The following is a 23,150-nucleotide window of genomic DNA, read 5'->3' as shown; positions in this document are numbered from 1 at the left end:
GACGGTATGTCGTGCGAGTGTTGGGTAACAGGCGGCAGGGAAGGGGGCGGCAGATGCTGGCGGAGGCCCTGATGGCACTGGCGTCGCTGGCCGGCAGCACGGTGGTGGCTGCTGCCACCACCGACGCGTGGGAGGCGGCCAGGCACAACGTCGCCCGGCTGCTGGGCCGTGGCGACCCGAGGCAGGAACAGTTGACGGAGCGTCGGCTGGAGGAGACACGCTGGCAGCTGACAAGAGCGCAGGACGCGGATCTGGAGCAGACCCGTGCCTTCCAGGCGGAGCGATGGGCGGGGCGTCTGGCGGACCTGCTGGAAGAAGATCCGGGCGTGGAGGGTGACCTGAGGTCCCTGGTCGAGGAGATCCGGGCGGCGTTGCCGACCGGGGCGTCCGCAGGGGATCACGCAGTCGCGGCGGGGCGGGATGTGAACATCTCGGCATCTGACGGCGCGATAGCAGCGGGGGTGATCCACGGGAACGTGGCGCCGCCGGGCCCTCCCGGGCCGGGCGCGGTCCAGGCCTGACCGCGCCCGGTACCTCTTGTGGCAGCCCGGATGTTGCCACGGGAGCCTCAGTGCTGGCCCAGTACGGTGGTGTGGCTGTCGGTCACGCTGAATCGGTGATCGTCGATGGACGGGTGCCGATGTCGTGGCCCTGCCGGGTCGGCGCAGTGCCCGGCCAGGCCGAATCATTCCAGCACCGTGATGTCGCCGATGCGCTGGATGAGGCGGTGGCAGACGACAGGACGGCGCCGCTGTGCCTCGTGCTGGCCGGGACCGGCGGGGTGGGCAAGACGCAGTTGGCCGCCGCGCATGCCCGTGCCGCGTGGCAGGCGGGCACGGTGGATCTGCTGGCGTGGGTCACCGCTGGCAGCCGTGACGCCGTGGTGGCGGCGTATGCGCAGGCCGGCGCCGAGGTGGCGGGAGCTGATCCGGGCGACCCGCAACAGGCTGCGGGACGGTTCATCACGTGGCTGGAGACCACCGACCGGCGGTGGCTGATTGTCCTAGATGACGTGGTCGACCCCGCCGACCTGCGCGGGTTGTGGCCACCGGCCAGCGGCCGCGGCCGGGTGCTGCTCACCACCCGACGCCGCGAAGCTGCGCTGACCGGACAGGGCCGGCGACTGATCCACGTCGGCCTGTTCACCCCTGGTGAGGCCGGCGCGTACCTGACCGCCAAGCTTGCCGCCCACCAGCGGACAGACCAGCCTGACCAGATCGCGGACCTGGCCGCGGAACTCGGGTTCCTGCCGCTGGCCCTGGCCCAGGCCGCGGCCTACCTGACCGACCGGGACCTGGACTGCGCGACCTACCGGGATCGACTGGTCGACCGCCGCCGGACCCTGCCCGACCTGGCCCCGGATGACAGCGGCCTGCCCGATGACCACCGCACCGTGCTGGCCGCCACCTGGTCGCTGTCCACCGAGCAGGCCGACCGGCTGAGCCCGGCCGGGCTGGCGCGTCCGATGCTGGAGCTGGCCAGCATGCTAGACCCCAACGGAATCCCCCAGGCGGTACTCACCAGCCCGCCCGCCCGCGCCTACCTCAACCGGTACCGCTCCGCCGGCGGGGTCACCAGGGGCATCGACGACGGCACAAGCCCCGATGCTCGATGGGAGGTTGATACGGGGGACGCAGCAGACGCGCTGCACTGCCTGAGCCGGCTCAGCCTGGCTGAACTCGACCCCATCACTGCGTACCGGGCGGTGCGCGTGCACAGCCTCATCCAGCGTGCCGCCCGTGAAAGCCTGTCCAAAGCCCGCCTCGGCCCGCTGGCACGTGCCGCCGCCGATGCTCTGGTGGCGGCCTGGCCCGATATCGAACGCGACACCGGCCTGGCCCAGGCACTGCGCTCCAGCGCGGCCACGCTGGCCCGCCGCACCTCAGACGAGTTGTGGCAGCCCGCGGTGCACGAGATCATCTTCCGGGCCGGGGACAGCCTCGGCGAGGCCGGCCTGGCCACACACGCCGTCGCCTATTTCCGGCACGCGGTGGACCAGGCGGCACGAATGCTCGGCCCTGACCATCCCAGCACGCTCCGGGCCCGGTACGCCCTCGGAAGATCGCGGGGGGAGTCCGGGGATTTCGCCAGCGCCGCCGACAGCCAGCGCAAGCTGCTTGCCGACCGGCTGCGCGTGCTCGGCCCCGATCACCCCGACACCTTGGGTACCCGCGCCAGCCTCGCGTTCTGGCGGGGACACGGCGGAGATCCCGCCGGCGCGGCGGCCGCCACGCACGCAGTGATCGCCGACATGGCCAGGGTGCTCGGCCCGGACCACACCAGCACCCTGAGTGCGCGGCACAACCTCGCCGACTGGCAGGGGAAGGCCGGTGACCCGGCCGGTGCAGCCCAGGCCTATGCCGCACTGCTCACCGACTCGCTGCGGGTGCTCGGCCCAGACCACTTCGACACCTTGGACACCCGCCGCAACCTCGCGTACTGGCGCGGGCGGGCCGGCGCCGCCGCCGAGGCCGCCGCCGCCCTCGAACTGGTTGCCGCAGACTATTCTCGCGTGCTCGGACCGCATCACCCCGATGCCATGCACGCCCGGGACGACCTGGCCTTCTGGCGAGGGCGGGCCGGCGACCCGGTCGGCGCCGTGGCCGCCTACGCCGAACTGCTGGATGACCGGCTGCGCGTCCTCGGCCCCGACCATCCCCACACGCTGACCAACCGCCACAACCTGGCGGAATGGCGGGGGCTCGCCGGTGACGCGGCCGCGGCTGCCGCGGACTTCCAAGAGCTACTCGCCGATCAGACGCGGATCCTCGGCGCCGAACACCCCTATACCCTGAGCACCCGACACGACCTGGCGGGCTGGCAGGGGGAAGCGCACGGCGCAACTGCGGCCCTGGAAGTATTGGAAGCGCTCGCCGTCGACCGGCTGCACATCCTCGGGCCCGCGCACCCGGACACCTTGGCCACCCGGCACAATCTCGCCTACTGGCGAGGGAGAGCGGGAGACGCGCCCGCAGCCGTGGCTGGGCTGTGGCAACTCCTCGACGATCAGATACCGATACTCGGCCCGGACCACCCCAGCACCCTGGCCGTGCGCCATAACCTCGCCTACTGGCAGGCCCAGGCAGGAGACACCACAGGCGCCACGGCGGCATTCCGTGAGCTACTGGATCACCAGCTTCGCATCCTCGGCCCAAACCACCCTGAAACCCTGGAAACCCGCCAGGTCCTCGCCGAGCAGCGGGCAAAATCCGGTGACGTGACCGGAGCGATCGCCGACTTCCGGCAACTGCTCGCAGACCAGCAACGGGTCCTGCGACCTGGCCATCCCCACATCCTGGCCGCTCGCGCGCACCTAGCGGAGCTGTCTAGCCAGTGATGTTTTCTCAGCGATGATCATTTCCAGGTTCTGTTGAGGAGAGGGCGGCGCGGGCGCTGTCGTCGATTCAGCTCGGGAGAGTGACGTGCTGCAGGGCGCCAGCGCTGTTTGAGTTCGGCTGCAGCGTGTTCGCCGAGGGCTTGCATGTCTGTGATCAGACCGTTCGTGGTTCGTGTGGCCATCGCGGAGCTGGGCGTGACCGTCCTGGCGGGTTGAGGACTCCTTGTGGCGGGGGCACGCATGCGCTTGTGAACGCTCAGGGGGCGCCGCGGCCGGTGTCGGCGCGCGGCCCCTGGGTGGTGCAAGGTGGCCGCGATTAGGCGATGTTAGTGTCCGTTTCCGGAGCCTTTCGGGCGTTATTCCTGAGGTTGGCGAACGGCAGAGCTCCTCCGTGGAGTTTCTTGAATTCGTCGATCAGGTCCTGCTCGGCCTCACCCGCGTCGTCCTCGGTCATCGGCCGCCAGGCGACGAGCAGTGCGTCCGAGTCGACCAGCTGCCAGATGTAGCGACCGCCCCAGTGACCGGCCAGCAGACCGGTGCCGTGGCGGCGGTAGTCGGCAAGCCGCTGATTCAGTCCGTCCTGGCCCGCGGCCTTGCCGATGTACACGACCGTTGCCCCGTCCACCCAGGCATCGCCGAGCTTGTCGGCCGTCACGGACGGATCGCGCCCTTTGAGGTGCCCGGCAGGGCTGGTGGGGAGGAATGATGGGGGCGAGGTGTCGGTGCGGATCACCACGTAGATTCCGTGCCCGGTAGGGACGTTGCTGTCGGGCAGTTCACGGAACGGCACGAAGCCGCGGAAGCCGCGTTCGGTCAGGGCCTTCTGCGTCAACTCTGGTGTCCGGCTCATGCCAGGCATCGTGCCAGGCGCATCTGACAGTCCTCGGTCGGAGAGTGTGGAGATCACAGTCACAGAGGAGGTAGTCCTCCGCATCGGCACTGCCGCCCGTTGGGTGGAGATGGACATGTGGCCCTGGCCGACGTCGTTGCGGGATCCCGGCATCATCTCGGTCAGGCCCCGTCCTCGTCCGGAGAACCGGTCACGGCACGACACTTCGCCGAAGGGTGGGCGTCACTGCCCGGACACGCCGGCGGCGTCCTCGACGACCTCGCGCAGTTTGCGGACAGGATCAAGCTGCGCGTACGTCACGACGGCCTGCTGGGCGGGGCGATCCCCGCACAGCAGCGCGTCGGCCTGGAAACCGCGCGGAACGAGGACCGATGCCTGACCGGTATCTCGTGGCCGAGCTAGATCCACCCTTGTGGACGATCACCCGTAATTCCCCGCGCCTGCGGTCACGTAATTCCCCAGTTGCTCAGAGGGGTGGCGGCATCAGTGCCCGTTGGGGGCCACGTGCAACTGGGCTTTGCTCGCCTCAGCTTGTTGTTTAACCTCGCCGGGTCACCTGACCTGCTGATCTTGCTTCTTTCCTGAGACAGCAGGACGGCCGTTCTTCACGCTTCGAAGTGTCGAGCAACGTCGCGTGAAGGAACGGCCGCTGGTGAAGAGTCTCGCTCCTGCAAGCCCCGTAGACGCCGCGCTGAGCGTGCTGTCCCACTTTCGTGTCGAGTTCTATGACTGCCTGTACACCCGGGCAGACGCGCTTTTCGAGCTCACCGACGCGGTGCTGTGCGCGGACGGTCCAGTCACATCGCTGGCCGAGCTGACCCTCACAGCCGAGCACCGGCGCGGGCACGGCGCGATATACGACGCGGTCAACCACGGCTGGCTCGAACCGGTCCGCCTGCGCCGCCTGCTTGCCTCCACGCCGCTGCCGCGTGCCGCCGACGGGCGCATCGTTCTCGCGGTCGACATCAGCAACTGGTTGCGTCCCGACGCCTCAACCAGCCCGGACCGGTTGTTCTGCCACGTCTACGGCCGCGGCCGCAGCGCCGACCAGCTGATCCCGGGCTGGCCCTACTCCTTCGTCGCCGCGCTGGAGACCGGGCGGACATCATGGACCGCCGTGCTGGACGCGATCCGGCTGGGCCCGGCCGACGACGCCACCGCGGTCACCGCCGCCCAACTCCGCTCCGTCGTTGAGCGGTTGAAAGGCGCAGGACAGTGGAAGCCCGGCGACCCGGACATTCTCATCGTCATGGACAGCGGCTACGACGTCACCCGCCTCGCCCACGTCCTGTCCGACCTGCCCGTCGAACTGGTCGGCCGCCTGCGTTCGGACCGGGTCATGCTCCGCGACGCCGGACCACGCCGGTCCACCCGCGCGGCGGGCAGCCCCGCAAGCACGGCGGCGTCCTCACCTTCGCCAAGCCGGACACGTGGCACACCCCCGACCAGACCACCACCTGCGACACCACCCGCTACGGCACGGCCGAGGCCCTGGCCTGGGACCGGATGCACCCCCGCTTGCAGGCCCGAGGCCCCTGGCTCGACCACTGCGGCGAACTCCCCCTGATCCACGGCACGTTGATTCGACTCAAGGTCGAGCACCTGCCCGGTGACCGTGACCCGAAGCCGGTCTGGCTGTGGTCCTCACGCACCGGCATGACTGGCGCCGACGTCGACCTTCGCTGGCAGGCGTTCCTGCGGCGCTTCGACCTGGAACACACCTTCCGGCTGTTCAAACAGACCCTCGGCTGGACCGTCCCGAAGGTCCGCGACCCGCACACCGCCGACCTGTGGACCTGGCTGATCATCGCCGCCCACACCCAACTCCGCCTCGCCCGACCGCTCGCCGAGGACCTCCGCCGCCCCTGGGAACGACCCGCGCAGCCCCGCCGGCTCACTCCCGCACGCGTCCGCCGAGGGTTCCGGCACCTCCGCGCGAAGACGCCCCGCCCGACAGCGGTGCCCAAACCCACCAAGCCCGGCCCCGGACGCCCATCGGGAACGAAAAACCGCAGGCCAGCCCCACACTACGAGCCCGGCAAGACCGTGAAACGAGTCGCAACCCTCACCGAACACATCCGCTCGAAACAGCAGCAGGGTTAAACAACAAGCTCAGAAGCTGTTGTCTTTCCGAGGGTGGTAGCTGCGTTTTCGCTGGTCAGGAATAGGTGGGTGGTTCGGCGGGAGGGATGGCATGTCGTGTCGTCTCTTCGGGTGGGGGTGCCGGATGCCGTCGGTGATGGGGCTGTTGGAGGAGCGGGAGCGTGCTGCTCGTCAGCGAGTGGAGCTCCTGCAGGCCGAGCTGCGCGAAGCGGAGGCTGAGTGGCAGCGGTTCGTGACTGCCCGTGAGACGGTCGGTCAGGTCCTGGCGGAGCCCCGCGCGCGCGAGAGCGCTCCGGTCGCCGCGTCCGACGAACGGCCTGTTCCGGTAGCGGGTGCGGAGCCTGGTTCAGTCGTGCCGACGTGGCGGGTCGGGCTCGACCCGACGGTACTCGCGCCGGACTACCGGCGGCTCATGCACATCCTGGCCGACCCGGTGCGGTCGGGCGGGGAGGCGATGGACTGCCGGCAGCTTGCTGTCGCGTTCGGGCTCACGCCGGTGCCGGCGAAGGTCGAGGGGGTCCGGTCGAAGGCAAAGCGCCTGGTGGCGCGGGGCTGGCTGGTCGAGGATGCGCCGGGGTTGTTCAGCGTCCCCGCCGGGCGAGCCGGCGGCTCATGACCATGCTCATCGACCAGTGGATCATTGCCTCCGAACTGTCGGTGCGCCTCTCGTAGTCCCGGGCCCGGCGACGGGAGCGCATCAGCCACGCGAAGGTCCGCTCCACCAGCCACCTTTTCGGTAGCACGGTGAACCCGCGGGTGTCGTCGGTGCGCTTGACCACGGTCAGCGCGATCCGCAGGACAGCGCGGGCGACATCGATCAGCTGTCCGGTGTAACCGCCGTCGGCCCAGACCCGTGAGATGCGCCAGTGTCGTTCGCGTAGCCGGGCCAGTAGGCCGCCCGCGGCTTCCCGGTCGGTCACCGACGCCGCCGTGACCATCACGGCCAGCAGCAGCCCGAGGGTGTCCACCACGATGTGCCGCTTGCGGCCGTTGATCTTCTTCCCCGCGTCGAAGCCCCGCGTGGCGGCCGGCACCGACGCTGCCCCCTTCACCGACTGGGCGTCGATGACGCCTGCGGTCGGCTCCGGATCCCGGCCCTCGACACTGCGCAGGCGGTCGCGGAGCCGGTCGTGGAGTTCACCGATCAGGCCCTTGTCCCGCCAGCGTCGCCAGAACGCGTAGACCCGGTCCCACGCGGGAAAGTCCGCGGGCATCGCCCGCCAGGTGATGCCGCCGGCGACCAGATAGCGGACCGCGTCGACCATCTGCCGATGGCAATACGCCTCCGGCTGTCCGCCCCTGCCCTCCAGCCACCCCGGCACCGGCAGCAGCTCCCGCACCACGGCCCACTCGGCGTCCGTCATATCCGACGGATAGCGTCGAACGCGTTGCGGACGATCGGCCGCGTTGCCGTACACGTGCGCGAGGCAATCACACGACCGGGCATGCGAGTTGGACGCGGCGGTCAACGGCACGGAAGACTGCGGCACCAGGGCCTCCTGTTGCTCATGGACTTCGACACCCACGAGCTGTGCAGGAGGCCCTGCCTTCATGCCCGGCAAGCCGGAAGATCACCCGACCGAGAGGCAGCGGTCGAACCCACGCTCAACATGATCGGTACGACAACGGCTTCTCACTAGGCTGTGCGCGTGATGCGCGATTTGATCGCCGCGTGCAGCGCTGCCGCCCGAGGACGCCTGTCCGAGGCCGGGTGGCGAAAGCGCTCGGGCGATATCCACACGTTCGACCTCGGTGAGGGCTTCCATGCCTGGCTCGGCCTCAACCGCGCGTCGAAGCAGCATCCCCTGGCAATCAACCCGGTCGTCGGACTCCGCTATGACCCCGCCGAGCTTCTCCTTGCCGAGCTTCTGAGCGAGCGGCCAAGGCCGTCGGCGACGATCGCCCGGCCAGTTGGATATCTGACGCCCCAGAACAGGTTCCTGCAGCTGAGAGTGTCGACTGAGGACGATGTAGAACCGGCTGCGGATCAACTGCTGGAACTGGTGAACGACTACGGGCTGCCGTTCGCGCGGCTCCATGGCAATCCGGAGGCGCTGGCCGCGGCGGTCGAGGCAGACGGCAACGTGCCCAATCCAGAACGGGCAAGACTGCTCCTCCCGGCCCTGCAGCACTTGCAGGGCCGGGAGGAGGCAGCTCGCGAGTCTCTGTTCATCGGGCTTAGCCACTATCCGGATGACACCGCCGGCCCAGCGGCAGCCGAGTATCACCGCCTTACCGCAGCGTTGATGCCGTTGCTCGCAGGGCAGACATTCGAGCTCAGCTGACCGGAGACCTGCCGGGCTTCTCCGATGGGTTCTTGGGCCGCTTGTTCGGTCGGTAGCTGGGGCCGTTCATGATGACCTGGTGGCTGGTGTTGATCAGCCGATCCAGGAGCGATTCGGCGACGACGGGGTTGGGGAACAGGGGATACCAGTCGCTGGTGATGATCAGTGAGCGTCCCTGGCGTTCGGAGACCAGCTCGTAAAGGTCGTCGGCCTGGGCAGCGGTCATCTGGCGCATGGCGAAGTCGTCGAGGATCAGGACGTCGGGGCGGATCAGTTCCCGCATGCGCTTGTCCCAGGTGCGGTGTGCGTGGCCGCCGGCGAGGGCGGCCTCGGCGAGGACGATCAGGATCGCTGCCGCCGTTCCGGCGAGGGCACCGAACCTTGTTGCTGAACAGCGGGTCCGGGCATCCGGTGGACTCCGCATCGCCGGTGCTTGTGGCGGCCCTGACGACGGCGCAAGGCTGACGTTCGGTCCCTGGGCGCCGGCGGTTCCCGGCCGGGGGTTCGGCTGTTCTACGAAGCCGGGCTGATGTTGCCGCTGGTGTCCATGTCGTAGATGCCCTGGGTCTTGCCGTCGACCTTCAGGTGCTTGAGCCAGTGCTTCGAGAGGTTGTGCAGGTTCTGGTGCTGCGTCTCCCACACCACCTGATGACTGGCGCAGTCCAGCTTGACCATCAGCTTGTGGTCGCCCGCGATGGCGTTGTAGAGCTCGGGGACCGAGAAGTTGAGTTCCGGATCTTCGCTGGACGTGTTCGCCTGCCTGTCGTACTCCCCGTACGTGATGAGGACCGGCACGCTGCCGCCGAGGACGCCGCCCTGCGCTGCGGTGGTCTTGTTCCAGCCCCACCGGACGAAGTTCCTGATGCGATTGAGCCCTTCACCTTCCGGCCCCCACGTGTAGCCGACTGGATCGTTTGCCATGATCGCGTTCCACACCGCGTCCTTCATCGCTTCTTCGCGCTGGCCAGGGCAGTGCACCTCGTTGCCCCACCCCTTCCAGGTTCCGTCTTTCGTGCTCACGAACATCGGGAAGCCGGGCTGCGGCAGCGGGTTGGGGGCGTTCGAGGTGCCGTCGGGCGGGAAGATCGGCGCCAGCAGGAACAGGCTCGACACCTTGTCCGGGTTGTTGACCGCGTACGGCCCCATCGTGAACGCGGCCGCGGACCAGCCGATGAAGGCGACCTTCTTCACCCCACGCTCGCGGATGATCCACTCCACGACGGTGTTCAGCTCGTCCCGGTTGCTGTACGAGTTGGTCAGCTGGAACGGATAGGTCGGCGGGCCCGGCGTGAACCCTGGAGGCCTCGGCTTCAGAAGGTACTGCTGGGCGGGGTTGACATTGTGAGGGTCGTCCATCTTTGGCCGCGGTGACAGCCCCGAGCCCTGGAGTTCCATCACGAAGACGTCGTAACCGGCCTGCGCCAGCGTATCGGCCCAGCTGTACGTCTTGTACTCGAGATCAAAGCCCGCGAGCGCCGGAATGCTCCGGCCGTGGAGCATCAGGACGGCCGTGCGCTCGTCGAGGTGGCCGTGGGGCGTGCCGTCGCGCTCCCGCACGAAGAGTTCGACGTTAGCGTTCTTGTTCGCGGGGACGGTGGACTTGTGGGGTATTTTGCGGACTTTCGCTTCGACGGGCATGAGGATCCGTTCTGTGAGCTCGGCCGGGGCGTCGTTGCCCCGCCCAGACCACGCTCGATGCGCGGGACCGTCCGCGCCACAACAGGGGGGCCAGCCGTGTGACGTGCACTTCTTCCCTGCGGGGTGCGGTGATCGCGCCGCTGCGGTCGCCGATATGGCCCCGGAATCCCATCTTCGACCCCAACCGCAAAGTAGCGGTCAGAGCTTCGTGAGCCTGGTCCTCTTGGGCTGGCGCGTCACGGTCTTGGTCTTGTCGAGGTGTGAGCTTCGGCCGGCGCCGACCCGGCCGCGGGCCCGGTGCGGAGGCAAGACCGTCGTTGCTGTTCGCCACGATCAGTTCACGCTGGAGCTCGGCCAGCACGGACAGCATGCCGAACATTGTCCGGCCCTCCGTCGTGGCGGTGTCGATGCCCTGCTCGATGACGTGCAGCCCGATCCCGCGCGCGCAGGTCGGCGCCGAGGGTCACCAGATGCAGCACGCAGGCCCTGAAGCGGAATTCCCGACCACCGCGCCAGGATCCGGCCCCGGCTCACGCGCAGGAGTCGGCGCGGCGCGCCTGCGAGCAATCTGACCGTGGCCGGCACTGAGGTTGATCTAGGGGCAGCGCTGGGCGTCACGGGACCGGCAACTACCTCGCAACGGGTGGCCGCGTCGGTTCCTGCCTCGCCGTCGCAGTCGCCCGGGGAGCCGGGGCCGCCGTCGAGAACGTCGCCGGCCGGAACTGCCCTGAGCACGCCGGCGCCGTTGCCTCCCCTCAGAACGTCACGGGCGCCTGCGGGCCCGAAGGTCTGAGTACCGTCGAAGTCGGCGCTGTCGCCGAACACTGCGTCGTTCCTGACCTCGGCTTGTCAGGGTGACGCTGGGTCGTCGAGAGGCAGGCTGGTGCCGGCTATGAAGCCGTCAGGATGTGGGGCGGGTCATCCCGCTACCGGCGCCGGCCGGGTCGTGCTTCTCGTAGCCGAGGTGTTCGGTGATCTCGCCCTCCAAGGTGGACTCCAGCACGCGCTTCGTCAGCTGCTGCAGCACCCCGCCCTCGCCGGTCAACTGGAGCCCGTTCGCACGGGCCCGGCCACTGCGTCGGCTGCGCGCGATGTGAAACGGCAGTGGCGTGCTCCCGATCGGCGGGTTCGGAGCAATCGTCAATACCTGTGGATCAGCGGTTGCTCAGCTTCGGGGTGATCGGAGTTGGGTGAGTCCTTCGATCGCCGAGAGTTCGTCGCTGAGGGCCTCGTCGGCGGCCGACGATGTGACGAGCAGGAGTACGGACGCGTCGGGGTATTCGTCCGCGTAGAGATCGTCTGCCCCGTCGTCCCCGGGAATGGCGTTCGGCTGGACCTGGAGACGGGTCGTGTCGGCGAGGGTGGCGAGGAAGTAGACGCCGAGGTAGTCGCTCTCGCGTTCGGTGAAGGTCGCGGCGAGTCGGTCAGCGAGCAGGCCTGACAACTCCCTGGCCGTGTAGGAGCTCGTGCCGTAGGTGGTGTCGAAGTCGGGCATCTCGGCATTCTCTCAGGCCGCGTGGTTCTCGGCGCGTTCGACCAGCAGGCCGTTCTCGAAGCGGGCTCCGGCTCGGACGAGCGGGACCAGATGGGCTCCGGTGATCGCGCGCCATCGCGCCTGGGCGGACTCGACGAGTTTGAACACCATCGCCAGGGCCGCAGCTGGGCTGCCGGCCCCGCGGGTGACCTTGGTGCGGAGCTTGACCGTGGAGAACGTCGACTCGATGGGATTTGTGGTCCGGAGGTGGATCCAGTGCTCGGCTGGGAAGTCGTAGAACGCCAGCAGCTCGTCCCGGTCGTCGGTGATCTTCGCGACGGCCTTGGGCCATTTCGCGCCGTAAGCCTTCTCGAAGGCCTCGATCGCCTTCTCGGCGTGGGCGCGGTCCTCGGCGTTGTAGATCTCCTGCATCGCCTTCGTCGCACCCGGCTGCGCAGACTTCGGCAGAGCACTCGTGATATTTCGGGCCTTATGGACCCAGCGCCGCTGGTGCCGGGCAGCGGGGAATACCTCGGCCAACGCCCTCCACAAGCCCATCGCGCCGTCCCCGATCACCAGCTCGGGGTCGCGCATGCCTCGTCGGCGGCAGTCGCGCAGCAGGTCGGCCCACGAATCCGTGGACTCTCGCAGCCCCTCGGCCAGTGCGACCAGCTCCTTCGTACCGTCCAAGCGGACGCCGAGCAGGACCAGCACGCACGAGTGCGCCTGGCCGAGCCGGACCTTGGGGTGCACTCCGTCGGCCCATACGTAGACGTAGTCGCGGTCGGACAGGTCACGCTGCTGGAATGCGGCGTGGTCGTCGCTCCACTGTTTGGTCAGCCGGGTCACGGTCGCCGACGACAGGCCGGCCGCGCTGCCAAGGAACTGCTCCAGGGCCGGGAGGAAATCCCCTGACGACAGACCGTGCAGGTAGAGCAGCGGGAGCACCTCGGAGATTTTCGGCGACTTGCGGCACCACGGCGGAAGGATCTTGGAGGAGAACCGCCTGCGTTCGCCGGTCTGCTCGTCGACGCGTCGGTCGTTGACCCGCGGGGCCTTCACCTCAACCGGTCCGGCCGCGGTGAGCAGAGTCCGGGGCCGGTGGTGGCCGTTGCGCACCACCAGGCGGCGGCCGGTTGCGTCTGTCTCGGCGCCAACTCGGCTATTTACTGGTTGACTTCCGCTTCCAGCGCCGCGGCAAGCATGCGGCGGGCGCCCTCGCGAACGATCTCGTCGATCAGGGAGCCGGACTGGGTGGCGCCATCCTCGGTGACTACGCTGAGCACGGGCGTGCCTTCCCGACCCGCGCTGCGAACGCGGGCCTACTCGGTGACCATCACAGGATCATTCGGGAAGGTACGCCCTCCGCGTCCCTCCCAGGGCTGATCCACAGGTCTTGAGCATTGCTCCGAATCGAGCTGCTCAGGTGGCAGTCTCCTGGACGTCATGTACGGCCTGCACGTCGATGACACTGCCACCTGTCGTACAGCCACGACAGCCAGTTCCCTCCTCCTCAACGTGATCCTCGCCTGATCTCTCGCCCTGTCCGTGGCTCCCACGACAAATCGAAATTGGCGCACTTAGCCAAGAGACCTCGATCCGTGGCGTCTCCTCGCCATGAACTTTCAGGAGTACATGGTGGAGATCAACCAGCAGGGTGATCATCACGTAGAACTCACGACGAAACGGGTGGGGTGAGCCATCTCGTACATCCGCCCTTGCCGGACCACTGTGCCTTGGCAGATCAGGTCGTGGTGCTGGGCGTGCGCGTGGGCGGCCTGGTCGTACTGCTCTCCGGTCAGCCGTACGCGGATCTGCCGTCCCTGAAGTTCCTCATTGGTGCCCGGCCCAGCGGCCACGAGGATGTGTCCGCCGTCGGTGCCAACACGGGCGAGGGACAATGAGGGACCGAGGACCAATGCCTGTGGATACGACTCAGGCGTTGGGTCATCGCTTCTGAGCATCTCCGCCGCGCCGGACAACGAGGGCAGCAACTCTGCGGAGAAATCGGCCCTCGGCTGGGTGTAGGTATGCGGGACGCTCCACCGGGGGGACCAGCCGAAAGTGATGGCGAACCCATTGCCGGCGTCTCCGGCAAGTCCGGCCAATGATTCGCAGAGGTCTGCCGACACACCCAGTCGAGCCTGTTCGGCAAAGACCGCCAGGTCGCCGGATTCGGTGCTGAGCACGGCCGCCTTGCGTGCGGCGTGAACCGCCTCATAGAGGCGCTGGGAGACTCTGCGGCCGAAGGGAAGCTCGGCGGTGGCGGTGCGGCGGGGGACAACTGTGTTCGTCGGACTTCCCGGATGAGCCTCGACCGGAATCTGGACGCTGAAGATATAGCTGCCTGGCTTGGTGGTGCCCAGCAGCGCTTGGTTGAGGAACTCTTTGGCCCGCCTGGGCTTGTTGCGAGGGAGGACCAGTCTCGGTTCGTCGAGTACCTCGGCGGTGGCGGCGCTCAGCAGCAGATCTTTGACCCTGGTAACGACGGCCGCGCCCTCCAGGAGCGGAATGGTGCCGCTGGGGGTGTTCGGCCGTGTCCTGATCTCTTGGGTGTCCACGTCAGTGAGCACCATGTCGGCGTGGACAGACACGACAGTTCGGCCTTCCACCTGGGCAAGTTCCTGCAGAAGATCGGCCATGCGGTTGGGGTAGTCGGTCAGCGCGGTCATAGCCGGGAGCAGCACGGTGTGTTCCCGATCACCAAGCCGTAGGCGCCACCGCATGCTGTAGCGGACACGTTCGCCCTCGACCCAGCCGTGCGTGCGCAGGTAGCGGGCGGCGTCCCGTGGAGTCAGCGCGCGCAGATCGTCTTCTGCGACGGGGAAGCCGGTCACAGAGCAGCTCCAGAGGGGGCGCCGTTATCGAGGAGTTCGTGGATGGCTGTGGTGGTGAGCAGGTTCTTGCTGGGGACTGTCACGCTGACGCGCTGTTGATTTCCGTCCAGCGGGTAGGGGTCGTGCGCGAGTGAGACCCAGTAGGCGCTGTGTTTCAACTGGAGTGACTGTTCAGAGGCATTGGTGTAGTAAGCGGGCTTTTGCGGGACCACGACGGCGATGAGGAAGGCCGGCACCTGGCGTATCCCGATGAGTCGGCGGTACTGGTGCGCCTCGAGCCGCACCGTGATGCCCTCGCCCAAGCTGGAGGGATCCGGGACCCGTTGGGTCTTAATTTGGAGATCGATCCGAGCGTCGATGGATGGGTCGGGGTCGTCGCGTCGCACCTCCAGGTCGATCCCGAGATCGGGCTGGGGCTTCGCGTGCTGCAGACCAGCAGCGGCGGCCAGGACGCCGACGAAGGCTTCCCCGAACCACCCCTGGTGGTTGTTGTGTTCCATATCCCCGTCCGCAGAGCGACCCGGGCGGTACCGGCCCCGGAATGCTGTGATGAACTCCGATCGGTCAGGGTATCGAGTCCAGCGCGGCGCGCCCCGTGGAACGGTGGAAGTCAACCGGCAACGGCGCTTAGGAAGGGCCTGCTGTCGGGCGGTTTACTCGGTGAACAGCGAGGGTTGCACATATGGCTTGGGAGCAGTAGGCACCGACGGCTTGTCTTCGCGCTGATCATCACCCGGCGCAGGGAGCGACGAGTCCGCCCCAGCGGGCTCGGTCTCGGTGGCGGGCGCAGGTGTCGCTGGAGGTTCTGGCGAAGGTGGCGGCGCCAGCTCTTCCCGTAGCCGTTTGAACGCACGGGCTTCAAGCTGCCGGATTCGTTCGCGGGTTACCCCGTACTCCTTGCCGATGTCTTCCAGGGTCTGGACTTCATCGTCGATGAGGCCCAGGCGGCGCCGGACGATGTCCGCCTCGCGCTCCGTCCGGCGTGCGAGAAGCTGATCGACGCATTCGCGCGACATCTTGTGACGGAGCACGTCTTCCGGTCCTGGGGCGGGCCGGGAGACGCCGAGGAGTTCGCCGAGATGGGTGCCGTCCCCGATGACGCGGTCGAGGGAGTCCGTGACCCGGCTGATTTTGCGTACTTTGTCGACGTCGGTGACTTCAAGGCCGCACGCGATGGCGATCGCGGCAGCTGTGGTTGCGCGGCCTTCTGTACGGAAGCGTGACTCTGCAGCGGCAACCTTCCGTACGGTCTGGTGCATGTGAACTGGGATACGGATCACGGCGCCTTCGTCCGCGATGGCGCGCTGGAGCGCTTGTTGCACCCAGTGGGTCGCGTAGGTGGAGAACTTGAAGCCTTTCCTGGCATCGAACTTGCACGCGGCGTGCATCAGCTTGGCGAACCCGTGCTGCTCAAGATCGTCCTGCTCCAGGCCCTGGTCCAAGTATTTCTTGACCATGTCACGGACGAGCCCCTGATTGTGGAGCACGAACGCATCCCTGGCACGGCGGCGGATGTGATGGGTCGGGAGCTGCGCGAACAGCTCATCCTCCGGTTCGATATCCATCTGGTCCACGCCGCCGCGCAGCAGGACGCTCAGCCCGACTTCCTCTTCCGCGCGCAGCAGCCGCTTCTGCGGACGCGGGTTGCGGGTGTCTTCGTCAAGAAGGCGGTGCGCGGCGGCAATGGCCCCATCAAGGTCCGACTCGGTCCAGGACATTGCACGGGTCAAGGAGCTGTCCGGCCTCGGCGGGATGGCATCAGCATTCTGATCAGTAGGAGCCGGGTCATGCTCGTCCGATTGCACGATGGCGATGCCCGCTCGACGAACGACAGCCGGGAGCTCCTTCGCCTCTCCCTCCGTGAGACCGCAGAGGACAGCGAGGCGGCGCAGCTGCTCTTCGGTGACTCTGCCGTCTGCCGAGCACCGCTGCACGAGCCCCATCACGCGCTCTGCACGGCCGGCCCGATGCGGGCCGTCCGTCGTCTCGGCGTCGGAGCGGGCATGCGGCACCAGTGCTGGTGCGGGCCGCGGAGCAGGGGAGACCTGCAGACCCAACTGCCCAAGCGCCGCGCTGAAGCGCTGTCGTGCCGCCTCGTCGAGCCCCAGCTGTGAGGTAGCTGCTTCGTACTCGGCCCACGGCACCTTCCCGTCGACGGCCGAGGACTGGAATCGCTGCAGCAGCTGGCTCATGGTCTCGCGCATGCCGGGTGCTCGGTTGCCTGTTATGCCGGGAGCAGCAGTTGACATGAAAGAGACTGTGCCACGCGGCACTGACAAGAGCCCCGTTCGTGCAGAATCGCTGTCTTTGACAGTCCCTGGGACGTGCGTTGCTACGATCACGATTGCCCGCAGGAAGTGCCTCGCCCCTCTGGCCCGGGGGACACGCTGCGGCACACGCGGGGAGGGATGCATGGACGCGCGTAGGGACCTTATCGATTATCTGCGACGGCAGCTGGTCGGACCTGCGAACGGTGAGACGGAGGAGATCACCGCACCTCCTGACCGCCGGTATCTGATGGGCACGCTGTACCCGCAGGACAGCGATCTGCAACGGCGGCTGGCCGAAACCCACGAGGAGCCCGATCCGCTCCGCGCGGAGAGCGAGACGGAGGAAACCCGGTTCGCCGACGACCCGGTGCCAGAGTCCAACGCCTGGCTGCCATCCTCCCTGGGCCTCTCGGTCTTCACCGACGCCGAGGAACTGATCCTGGTCTGCCAAGCCGCCCGGTACATCACAGTCCGAGGCCAGGGACCTCGGCACTGGCGGCGGGAACCCTTGCTGGCCGTATCGGTTCCCGTCAAGATCGGGCAGACCGACGTCAAGGTGTTCGGCGGCCGGGCAGAGGTCCGGCTGCGCTGGCGGCCCTTCGGCAATGGCAATCTTGTCACCGTCGCCCTGGTGAACAGCGCCTTCGCTCCTGAGCCGGTCCCAGGAAAGCGCCCCCAGCCGCAGTGGGACGACATGCTCTTCCAGGTGTCACTGGAGGTCGAGCCCGTCGGCGGCACCTTTCTTCCCTACCCCAGCGTCCGACTCACCAGCCGGGACCTTGAGGAGCAGGAACTGCGACTGCAGTACCGCCACGTGGTGACCCACGCGGTGGGCCACGGCTGTGCCGTGGAGGAGGATAAAGCTAACGGGACGATCGCCAAGGTGCGTACCCAGGTCATGCCGGAGGCGGAAGTACCAGGCGTACAGGCCGCAGGCGCCTCCGACTCCCCGGTCCTCACGCTCGCGCACCTCGGCGACCCTGCCGTATCCGCCGCCGAGCTGCGCGCGGAGCTGCGTGATTTCACCCGTGGCTACCGAGACTGGTGCGAACGGCAATGCGAAATCGATGTCCCTCCTGTGGGCCAGGCGGCTGCCCATCGGATCCTGGAGCGCATCCGCATCGCCGTGGAACGCATAGAAGCAGGGATTGACGCACTCTGCCGGGACGACAACAGCACGGAGCTGCAAGCGTTCCGGCTGGCCAATCGAGCCATGGCCCTGCAGATGCGGCATATGAAGAAGGACCTCGCTGGCGAGCGCCGCCGGCGCACCGATGCCGTCCCGAAGGACCCGGAACCTGCTGCGGACGCGGCCTGGTATCCCTTCCAGCTGGGGTTCTTCCTGCTCGCGGCCCAGGGGCTTATCGACGAGACGCACCCCGACCGTGAGGTAGTGGACCTGATCTGGTTCCCCGCTGGTGGTGGCAAGACGGAGGCGTACCTGCTGCTCGCCAGCTTCGAGATGCTGCTGCGTCGACTGCGGTACGGCAGGGCGGGTGGCGGGACCACCGTGATCAGCCGCTACACGCTGAGCCTGCTGACCACCCAGCAGTTCCAGCGCGCGGCCACCACCGTGTGCGCCCTGGAGTACCTGCGGGACCCCGTCGGGCTCACCCCGGAAGAAGCGTCCAAGGCACCGGAGCCCCTGCTGGGCCGGGAGCCCTTCTCCATCGGCCTGTGGGTGGGCATGACCACATCCCCCAACACCTACGAGGAAGCCCGGCGGGCGTTCGAAGACCAACGCGCCGCTCAGCGCCCCGAGGACGTGTTCATCCTCGACCGCTGCCCCTGGTGCGGCACGCGGCTGCTGCCAGCCTCGAAGTCCCCCCAGATCGAGGACTACGGCGTACAGGCCAAAGAGGATTCCTTCAAGTTCTTCTGCCCCCGTGATAACTGCCGGTTCCACCATGTGCTGCCGGTGTCCGTCGTCGACCAACACATCTACGACCACCCCCCGACGTTCCTGCTGGGTACCGTCGATAAATTCGCCCGTCTGGCCTGGGTCCCCGAAGCCAGGAGCCTGTTCGGGAACCAGGGGCACCGCCGCCCCTCCCTGGTGATCCAGGACGAGCTGCACCTGCTGACCGGCCCGCTGGGTACCACGGTGGGCCTGTACGAGGCCGCGGTGCTCCAGCTGTGCGCATGGGGAGAAGGCCCCGGACCGAAGGTCATCGCGTCCACCGCCACGATCCGCCGCGCCAGCGAGCAAGTGCGCCAGACCTATGGCCGCGACGTTCAGCTGTTCCCGCCTGCGGGACTCGACGCCCGCTTCTCGTACTTCGCGGAGCCGGACACCGACAGCCCTGGCCGTCGCTACGTGGGCGTCATGGCACAGGGCCACACCGCCGGCCGCGCCACCGTGGCCACCGCGGCAGCCCTGCTGCAAGGCCCTCTCGAACTGCCGCAAGAACACCGGGACGACTACTGGACGCTGGTCGCCTACCACCACAGCCTGCGCGAACTGGGCCGGACCAAAACCGCCGCCGCCGACGACATCCCCGCCCAGCTCGCCGGTATGGGCGAACCAGGAAGCCACCGGGAACTCACCGAGCGCGAGGTTCAGGAACTCACCAGCAACCTCGCCCGCTCAGACCAACCCAAGCTGCTCGACGACCTGGAGCGCCCCTGGGACCACGAGCGTAGCGTGTCCTTCCTCGTCTGCACCAACATGCTCTCCGTCGGGGTCGACGTGAAACGCCTGGCCCTCATGCTGATGCTCGGCCAGCCCAAGGCCACCGCCGAGTACATCCAGGCCACCAGCCGGGTCGGCCGGCACAACATCCCCGGGCTGGTGGTGACCTTCCTGAACTCCACCCGCCCCCGAGACCGCTCCCACTACGAAACCTTCGACACCTACCACCAGGCCCTCTACCAGCATGTGGAACCCACCAGCGTCACCCCCTGGTCGATCCCCTCACGCCGCCGCGCCTTGCACGCGGCCCTGGTGGTCCTCGTCCGCCACGGGATCGGCCTCGCTGCCGAAAACCAGGCGGGGGCGATCCTTGACCACCCCACCGAGCTGGCCGATGCCGCCGCCAAGATCGCCGACTGGGTGGCACGCTGCGACCCCGCCTCGGCAGACGCAGCCGAACGCGACCTCACCGCCCTGCGCAGGCAATGGCGCGAGCATGCCCAGCACGCCAAAGACAATGGCAAGAACTACTACTACCGCAACGTCGGCAAGGGGCAGACAAACCTCCTGGGCAACTTCGGCCGCACTGACGGACTGTGGGCAACACCGCATTCCATGCGCAGCGTCGACCAGGAGTGCCAGGTGATCGTGAAGGGAGCCGGCGAATGAACCGCAAACTCCGCGTCCGGCAATCGCAGACCGTCCTGCCCTTCGGCGTCGGAGCCATCCTCGACCTCCAAGGAGAGTCCTTCGTCGCCGCCGGAATCGCGGACTGGCCCCGCCCCAAACACCGGCAGCAGATCTCCTCACCGCGGTTGGAAAGCAAGCTCCGTGCGACCGGGCTGTGGGCCGCTCCCCCTGCCCCCGTAGCCGACTACGACGTCCCGAATGCGCATGGACCCGCGTATGTCCGCTTCCCCGGCTGGCTGTTCTGCGGATCCTGTCGGCGCATGACCCGATGGCGCATCGCCAACGAACGCTTCGGACACCCTCCCGTATGCCCCTTCTGCTCACCGCAGCGCAAACTTGCCCCGATGCGCTTCGTCTCGATCTGTCCGGACGGACACCTCGGCGACGTCGACTGGTGGTACTGGGCCCACTCCGAACGCACCCCGGCCGAGCGCGACCGCTGTCCGGACCGGGAACAGCTCACCTTTCACGTGGAGGAGAGCACAACCGGTCTCGAAGCCCTTTCGATCAGCTGCCGAAACAAGGAGTGCGAGGGCGCCTCCCGGGACCTGCTCGACATCCTCGGCTCCAAGGGCCTGCGCTGCGGAGGGCGTAACCCCTGGCAGCGGTTCAACGAGCGCGTCGACTGCCGTGAACAAGTCCAGATCGTCCAGCGCACCGCCGGCAATGTGTACTACCCCGTGATGCACTCGGCTCTCGACATCCCCACTCCCCAGGCCCCCATCCTGCTGGAAAGCGAGGAAGCCGACCGGGTCCGCAACCACGAATTCTGGCCGACTCTGTGCCAGCAGCTGGACAGCCCGAGCGCACCTGCTCTGCGCGACATGATCGCAGAGGCGGCCGGAGCCGACGAAGCGCTCATGCAGGCACTGCTGGAGGAAGAGACCGGCCGCCGCCTCGGCGACCCCGCACCCAATCCGGCAGGCACCGGGCCGGTCAGCCCGGTCGGCGACGCACCGGTCTACCCCGACCTCAGCTGGGAGGAATGGGCAGCCCTCACCGCCCCCGCCCCCGAACGCTCCCGGGAATTCGTCATCCGACCGGTGGGACTCGGAATCGGACCGACCGCCGGAGCCCCCTGGACCCAACTCGCGGCGCGCATCCCCACCGTCGTCGTCGCCGACCGGCTACGCGAAGTGCGCGCCCTGCAAGGCTTCACCCGCGTCTCGCCCGAGCAGAAATTCGTCCCCGTCGACACCTCCCGGCGCGCCCGCTGGCTGCCGGCCATCGAAGTATTCGGAGAAGGAATCTTCCTCACCCTTGACGAGGAACTACTCACCCAATGGGAGCAAAAGAAGCAGGTCCTCGACCGGGTCACCGGCCTTGCCAGCGACCTGGAAAGATCCTTCCAGAAGGACCGCCTGGCCTCCATCACCGGTCCCGCCCTGCTCCCTCGCTACCCCCTGCTGCACACCGTCGCGCATCTGCTGATCCGACAACTCGCCTACGAATCCGGATACAGCACCGCATCGCTGCGCGAACGCGTGTACGCCCGCCCACGCCACCATGAGGACGCCAACCAGGCCCAGTGCGGGGTGCTGATCTACACCGCCTCCGGAGACACCGACGGCACCATGGGAGGACTCGTCCGCCAGGGCGAACCCGGCTTCCTTGCCGAAACCTTGGTGCGTCTGCTCGAACAGGCCGCCTGGTGCTCAGCCGACCCGCTGTGCGCCGAACACACCGGCCAGGGGTACGCCAACCTCAACCGCGCCGCCTGCCACGCCTGTGCTCTGCTGCCCGAGACCAGCTGCGAGACCGGCAACGCGCTCCTCGACCGGATGCTCGTGGTCGGCGGAGCCGGTGTCCCCGGTTTCTTCGAACCCGTCGTCGCAGCCGCCCAAGAGGAAGCCGTGAACGCCTCGGGCGAATACCGCATCAGCGAGGGCGGATTCAGGTGATGCTTAGGTTCCTCGACCTGGCCCCCGCGCAGCAGGATCTGCTCGAATCTCTAGCACCGGATAGCAACCACCTGGTAAGCGGCCAACCCGGCACCGGGAAGAGCGTGCTGGCCATACACCGGGCAGCACTGCTGGACCTCATGGGACATTCCACCGCGCTGCTGGCGAGATCCAACCTGCTACGCCAGCAGCTTGCGGCAGACGCAGTGGCGGTGGGTTCATCGGTCCCGGTACTGACATTCCACCGCTGGGTGATCAATTGGTACCAACGGGCGACCGGCACGGCGCCTGGCCGGACAGAGGACGGCCTCTTCGACTGGCTAGAACTGATGAGTGCAGCCATGAGCGTCGGACTGGGCCAACTGGAACAACTGGTGGTCGACGAAGGGCAGGACCTGCCGCAGCAGTTCTTCCAACTCTGCCGCGTGCTCGGGATCCGCATGACGGTATTCGCGGACGAGCAGCAGCGCATCACGGACACCCAGTCCACACTGGCGGAGATTGAAAAAGCGATGGGCAGCATCACCACCCGTCACGAGATCACCGTGAATCAGCGCAACAGCCGGCCGGTCGCCGTACTAGCCGGGCACTTCCACGTCGACGGTGATCCACCGCTGCTGCCAGACCGCGACGGCCCCGTGCCGCAGTTGCTACGACACACAGGCGGAAGGCAGCCGCTCGCAGGTTGGCTGTCCGCCTACGCGACGGCCTACCCCCGGCGCAGCATTGGTGTGATCCTGCGGCACACACGCGCGCAAACAGAACTCTTCGCCGAGGTCAGCCGTCCCCCGCACGACCTGCAAGCGCAGATGTACATCGGCAACGCACCCGAAGGCCCCTACCGGACACTGACCCCCGGAAAAAAGGGTATCAGCATAATCAACCGTGCCAGCGTGAAGGGCCTGGAATTCGACACGGTGATTGTACCGGACACCCATATCGACAGCGGTGATCCGACGGCAGCCGAATTACGGATGCGCTACTACGTCATGACCACCCGAGCCCGGCAGGAACTCTACTTCTGCTATTCCGGGGACCGAGAGCCACCGATCCTAGCGGATGTCCCTGCGCGCATGCTGCGACGCTCCATGATGTAAATGCTGACATTGTAAATCCGGGACTATCTCCTGAGA

At 67.6% G+C, this 23,150-nt stretch carries 17 protein-coding genes and 3 pseudogenes; 9 read left to right on the top strand and 11 right to left on the bottom strand.

Translation table 11 applies throughout. From position 1 onward, the window contains the following. Nucleotides 1-53 precede the first annotated feature (53 nt). The gene (locus OG937_10540; GenBank protein ID WUD72093.1) at nt 54-521 is read left to right on the top strand and encodes a hypothetical protein; all 468 of its coding nucleotides are present in this window, start codon (nt 54-56) and stop codon (nt 519-521) included. A 50-nt stretch (nt 522-571) separates the two neighbouring features. Continuing rightward, nucleotides 572-3,337, top strand: coding sequence for a tetratricopeptide repeat protein (locus OG937_10535; protein WUD72092.1), 2,766 nt, complete (start codon nt 572-574; stop codon nt 3,335-3,337). Nucleotides 3,338-3,653: 316 nt separating this feature from the next. Here OG937_10535 and OG937_10530 read toward each other — a convergent pair whose 3' ends face one another. Beyond that, on the bottom strand, nt 3,654-4,187 hold the full coding sequence (locus tag OG937_10530; protein ID WUD72091.1) for a hypothetical protein: 534 nt from the start codon (nt 4,185-4,187) through the stop codon (nt 3,654-3,656). A 117-nt stretch (nt 4,188-4,304) separates the two neighbouring features. On the opposite strand from OG937_10530, the gene OG937_10525 reads away from it, so the two are divergent. From OG937_10525 to OG937_10515, 3 genes and pseudogenes are all read left to right on the top strand, one after another. Next, nucleotides 4,305-4,589: a hypothetical protein gene (locus OG937_10525; GenBank protein WUD72090.1), complete on the top strand. Its 285-nt coding sequence runs from the start codon at nt 4,305-4,307 to the stop codon at nt 4,587-4,589. Nucleotides 4,590-4,878: 289 nt separating this feature from the next. Then, nucleotides 4,879-6,290 (top strand): annotated as a pseudogene (locus OG937_10520) (transposase). A gap of 124 nt (nt 6,291-6,414) precedes the next feature. Then, nucleotides 6,415-6,906 (top strand): hypothetical protein, encoded by a 492-nt coding sequence (locus tag OG937_10515; protein ID WUD72089.1) that lies wholly within the window; start codon nt 6,415-6,417, stop codon nt 6,904-6,906. Here OG937_10515 and OG937_10510 read toward each other — a convergent pair. Beyond that, a complete protein-coding gene (locus OG937_10510; protein ID WUD72088.1) occupies nt 6,872-7,654 on the bottom strand; it encodes an IS5 family transposase in 783 nt (260 codons plus the stop codon). The genes OG937_10515 and OG937_10510 overlap by 35 nt on opposite strands. A 285-nt stretch (nt 7,655-7,939) precedes the next feature. On the opposite strand from OG937_10510, the gene OG937_10505 reads away from it, so the two are divergent. After that, entirely contained in the window at nt 7,940-8,575 is a 636-nt protein-coding gene (locus OG937_10505; protein ID WUD72087.1) for a hypothetical protein, read from the top strand. Here OG937_10505 and OG937_10500 read toward each other — a convergent pair. The 9 genes and pseudogenes from OG937_10500 to OG937_10460 form a co-directional block, all read right to left on the bottom strand. Beyond that, nucleotides 8,568-8,903: pseudogene (locus OG937_10500) on the bottom strand (ATP-binding protein). The gene OG937_10505 and the pseudogene OG937_10500 overlap by 8 nt on opposite strands. A gap of 185 nt (nt 8,904-9,088) precedes the next feature. After that, nucleotides 9,089-10,132, bottom strand: coding sequence for an alpha/beta hydrolase (locus tag OG937_10495; GenBank protein ID WUD78699.1), 1,044 nt, complete (start codon nt 10,130-10,132; stop codon nt 9,089-9,091). A 13-nt stretch (nt 10,133-10,145) separates the two neighbouring features. Further along, nucleotides 10,146-10,622, bottom strand: a complete 477-nt coding sequence (locus tag OG937_10490) for a recombinase family protein (GenBank protein ID WUD78698.1) — start codon at nt 10,620-10,622, stop codon at nt 10,146-10,148. 492 nt (nt 10,623-11,114) lie between these two features. Further along, nucleotides 11,115-11,258, bottom strand: coding sequence for a hypothetical protein (locus tag OG937_10485; protein WUD79093.1), 144 nt, complete (start codon nt 11,256-11,258; stop codon nt 11,115-11,117). 120 nt (nt 11,259-11,378) lie between these two features. Further along, nucleotides 11,379-11,708, bottom strand: a complete 330-nt coding sequence (locus tag OG937_10480) for a hypothetical protein (GenBank protein ID WUD72086.1) — start codon at nt 11,706-11,708, stop codon at nt 11,379-11,381. Nucleotides 11,709-11,720: 12 nt separating this feature from the next. Further along, nucleotides 11,721-12,973: pseudogene (locus OG937_10475) on the bottom strand (IS256 family transposase). A 378-nt stretch (nt 12,974-13,351) separates the two neighbouring features. Then, nucleotides 13,352-14,524: a hypothetical protein gene (locus OG937_10470; protein WUD72085.1), complete on the bottom strand. Its 1,173-nt coding sequence runs from the start codon at nt 14,522-14,524 to the stop codon at nt 13,352-13,354. Continuing rightward, entirely contained in the window at nt 14,521-15,024 is a 504-nt protein-coding gene (locus OG937_10465; GenBank protein WUD72084.1) for a DUF4365 domain-containing protein, read from the bottom strand. The genes OG937_10470 and OG937_10465 overlap by 4 nt, the downstream gene beginning before the upstream one ends. 153 nt (nt 15,025-15,177) lie before the next feature. Next, nucleotides 15,178-16,728 carry a sigma-70 family RNA polymerase sigma factor gene (locus OG937_10460; protein WUD72083.1) on the bottom strand — a complete coding sequence of 517 codons (1,551 nt, stop codon included), beginning with the start codon at nt 16,726-16,728 and terminating at the stop codon, nt 15,178-15,180. A gap of 208 nt (nt 16,729-16,936) precedes the next feature. Here OG937_10460 and OG937_10455 point away from each other — a divergent pair, with 208 nt between their 5' ends. The 3 genes from OG937_10455 to OG937_10445 are packed head-to-tail and all read left to right on the top strand — an operon-like array spanning nt 16,937 to nt 23,114. Further along, nucleotides 16,937-20,095 carry a helicase-related protein gene (locus tag OG937_10455; protein ID WUD72082.1) on the top strand — a complete coding sequence of 1,053 codons (3,159 nt, stop codon included), beginning with the start codon at nt 16,937-16,939 and terminating at the stop codon, nt 20,093-20,095. After that, the gene (locus OG937_10450; protein ID WUD72081.1) at nt 20,023-22,017 is read left to right on the top strand and encodes a DUF1998 domain-containing protein; all 1,995 of its coding nucleotides are present in this window, start codon (nt 20,023-20,025) and stop codon (nt 22,015-22,017) included. Before OG937_10455 ends, OG937_10450 begins: the two co-directional genes overlap by 73 nt. Continuing rightward, on the top strand, nt 22,017-23,114 hold the full coding sequence (locus OG937_10445; GenBank protein WUD72080.1) for a DNA helicase: 1,098 nt from the start codon (nt 22,017-22,019) through the stop codon (nt 23,112-23,114). The genes OG937_10450 and OG937_10445 overlap by 1 nt, the downstream gene beginning before the upstream one ends. Nucleotides 23,115-23,150: the final 36 nt, after the last annotated feature.

Source organism: Streptomyces sp. NBC_00510 (assembly GCA_036013505.1).
In the GTDB taxonomy this organism is placed as follows: Bacteria; Actinomycetota; Actinomycetes; order Streptomycetales; family Streptomycetaceae; genus Actinacidiphila.
Note: the sequence above shows the minus strand (reverse complement) of the source record. Positions and strands in the feature narration are given on the sequence as shown.

Coding starts and splice junctions, on each gene's coding strand:
- OG937_10445 (WUD72080.1), top strand. CDS start 22,017: ATGCTTAGGTTCCTCGACCTGGCCCCCGCGCAGCAGGATCTGCTCGAA.
- OG937_10455 (WUD72082.1), top strand. CDS start 16,937: ATGGACGCGCGTAGGGACCTTATCGATTATCTGCGACGGCAGCTGGTC.
- OG937_10465 (WUD72084.1), bottom strand. CDS start 15,024: ATGGAACACAACAACCACCAGGGGTGGTTCGGGGAAGCCTTCGTCGGC.
- OG937_10515 (WUD72089.1), top strand. CDS start 6,415: ATGCCGTCGGTGATGGGGCTGTTGGAGGAGCGGGAGCGTGCTGCTCGT.
- OG937_10460 (WUD72083.1), bottom strand. CDS start 16,728: ATGCGCGAGACCATGAGCCAGCTGCTGCAGCGATTCCAGTCCTCGGCC.
- OG937_10510 (WUD72088.1), bottom strand. CDS start 7,654: ATGACGGACGCCGAGTGGGCCGTGGTGCGGGAGCTGCTGCCGGTGCCG.
- OG937_10480 (WUD72086.1), bottom strand. CDS start 11,708: ATGCCCGACTTCGACACCACCTACGGCACGAGCTCCTACACGGCCAGG.
- OG937_10530 (WUD72091.1), bottom strand. CDS start 4,187: ATGAGCCGGACACCAGAGTTGACGCAGAAGGCCCTGACCGAACGCGGC.
- OG937_10540 (WUD72093.1), top strand. CDS start 54: ATGCTGGCGGAGGCCCTGATGGCACTGGCGTCGCTGGCCGGCAGCACG.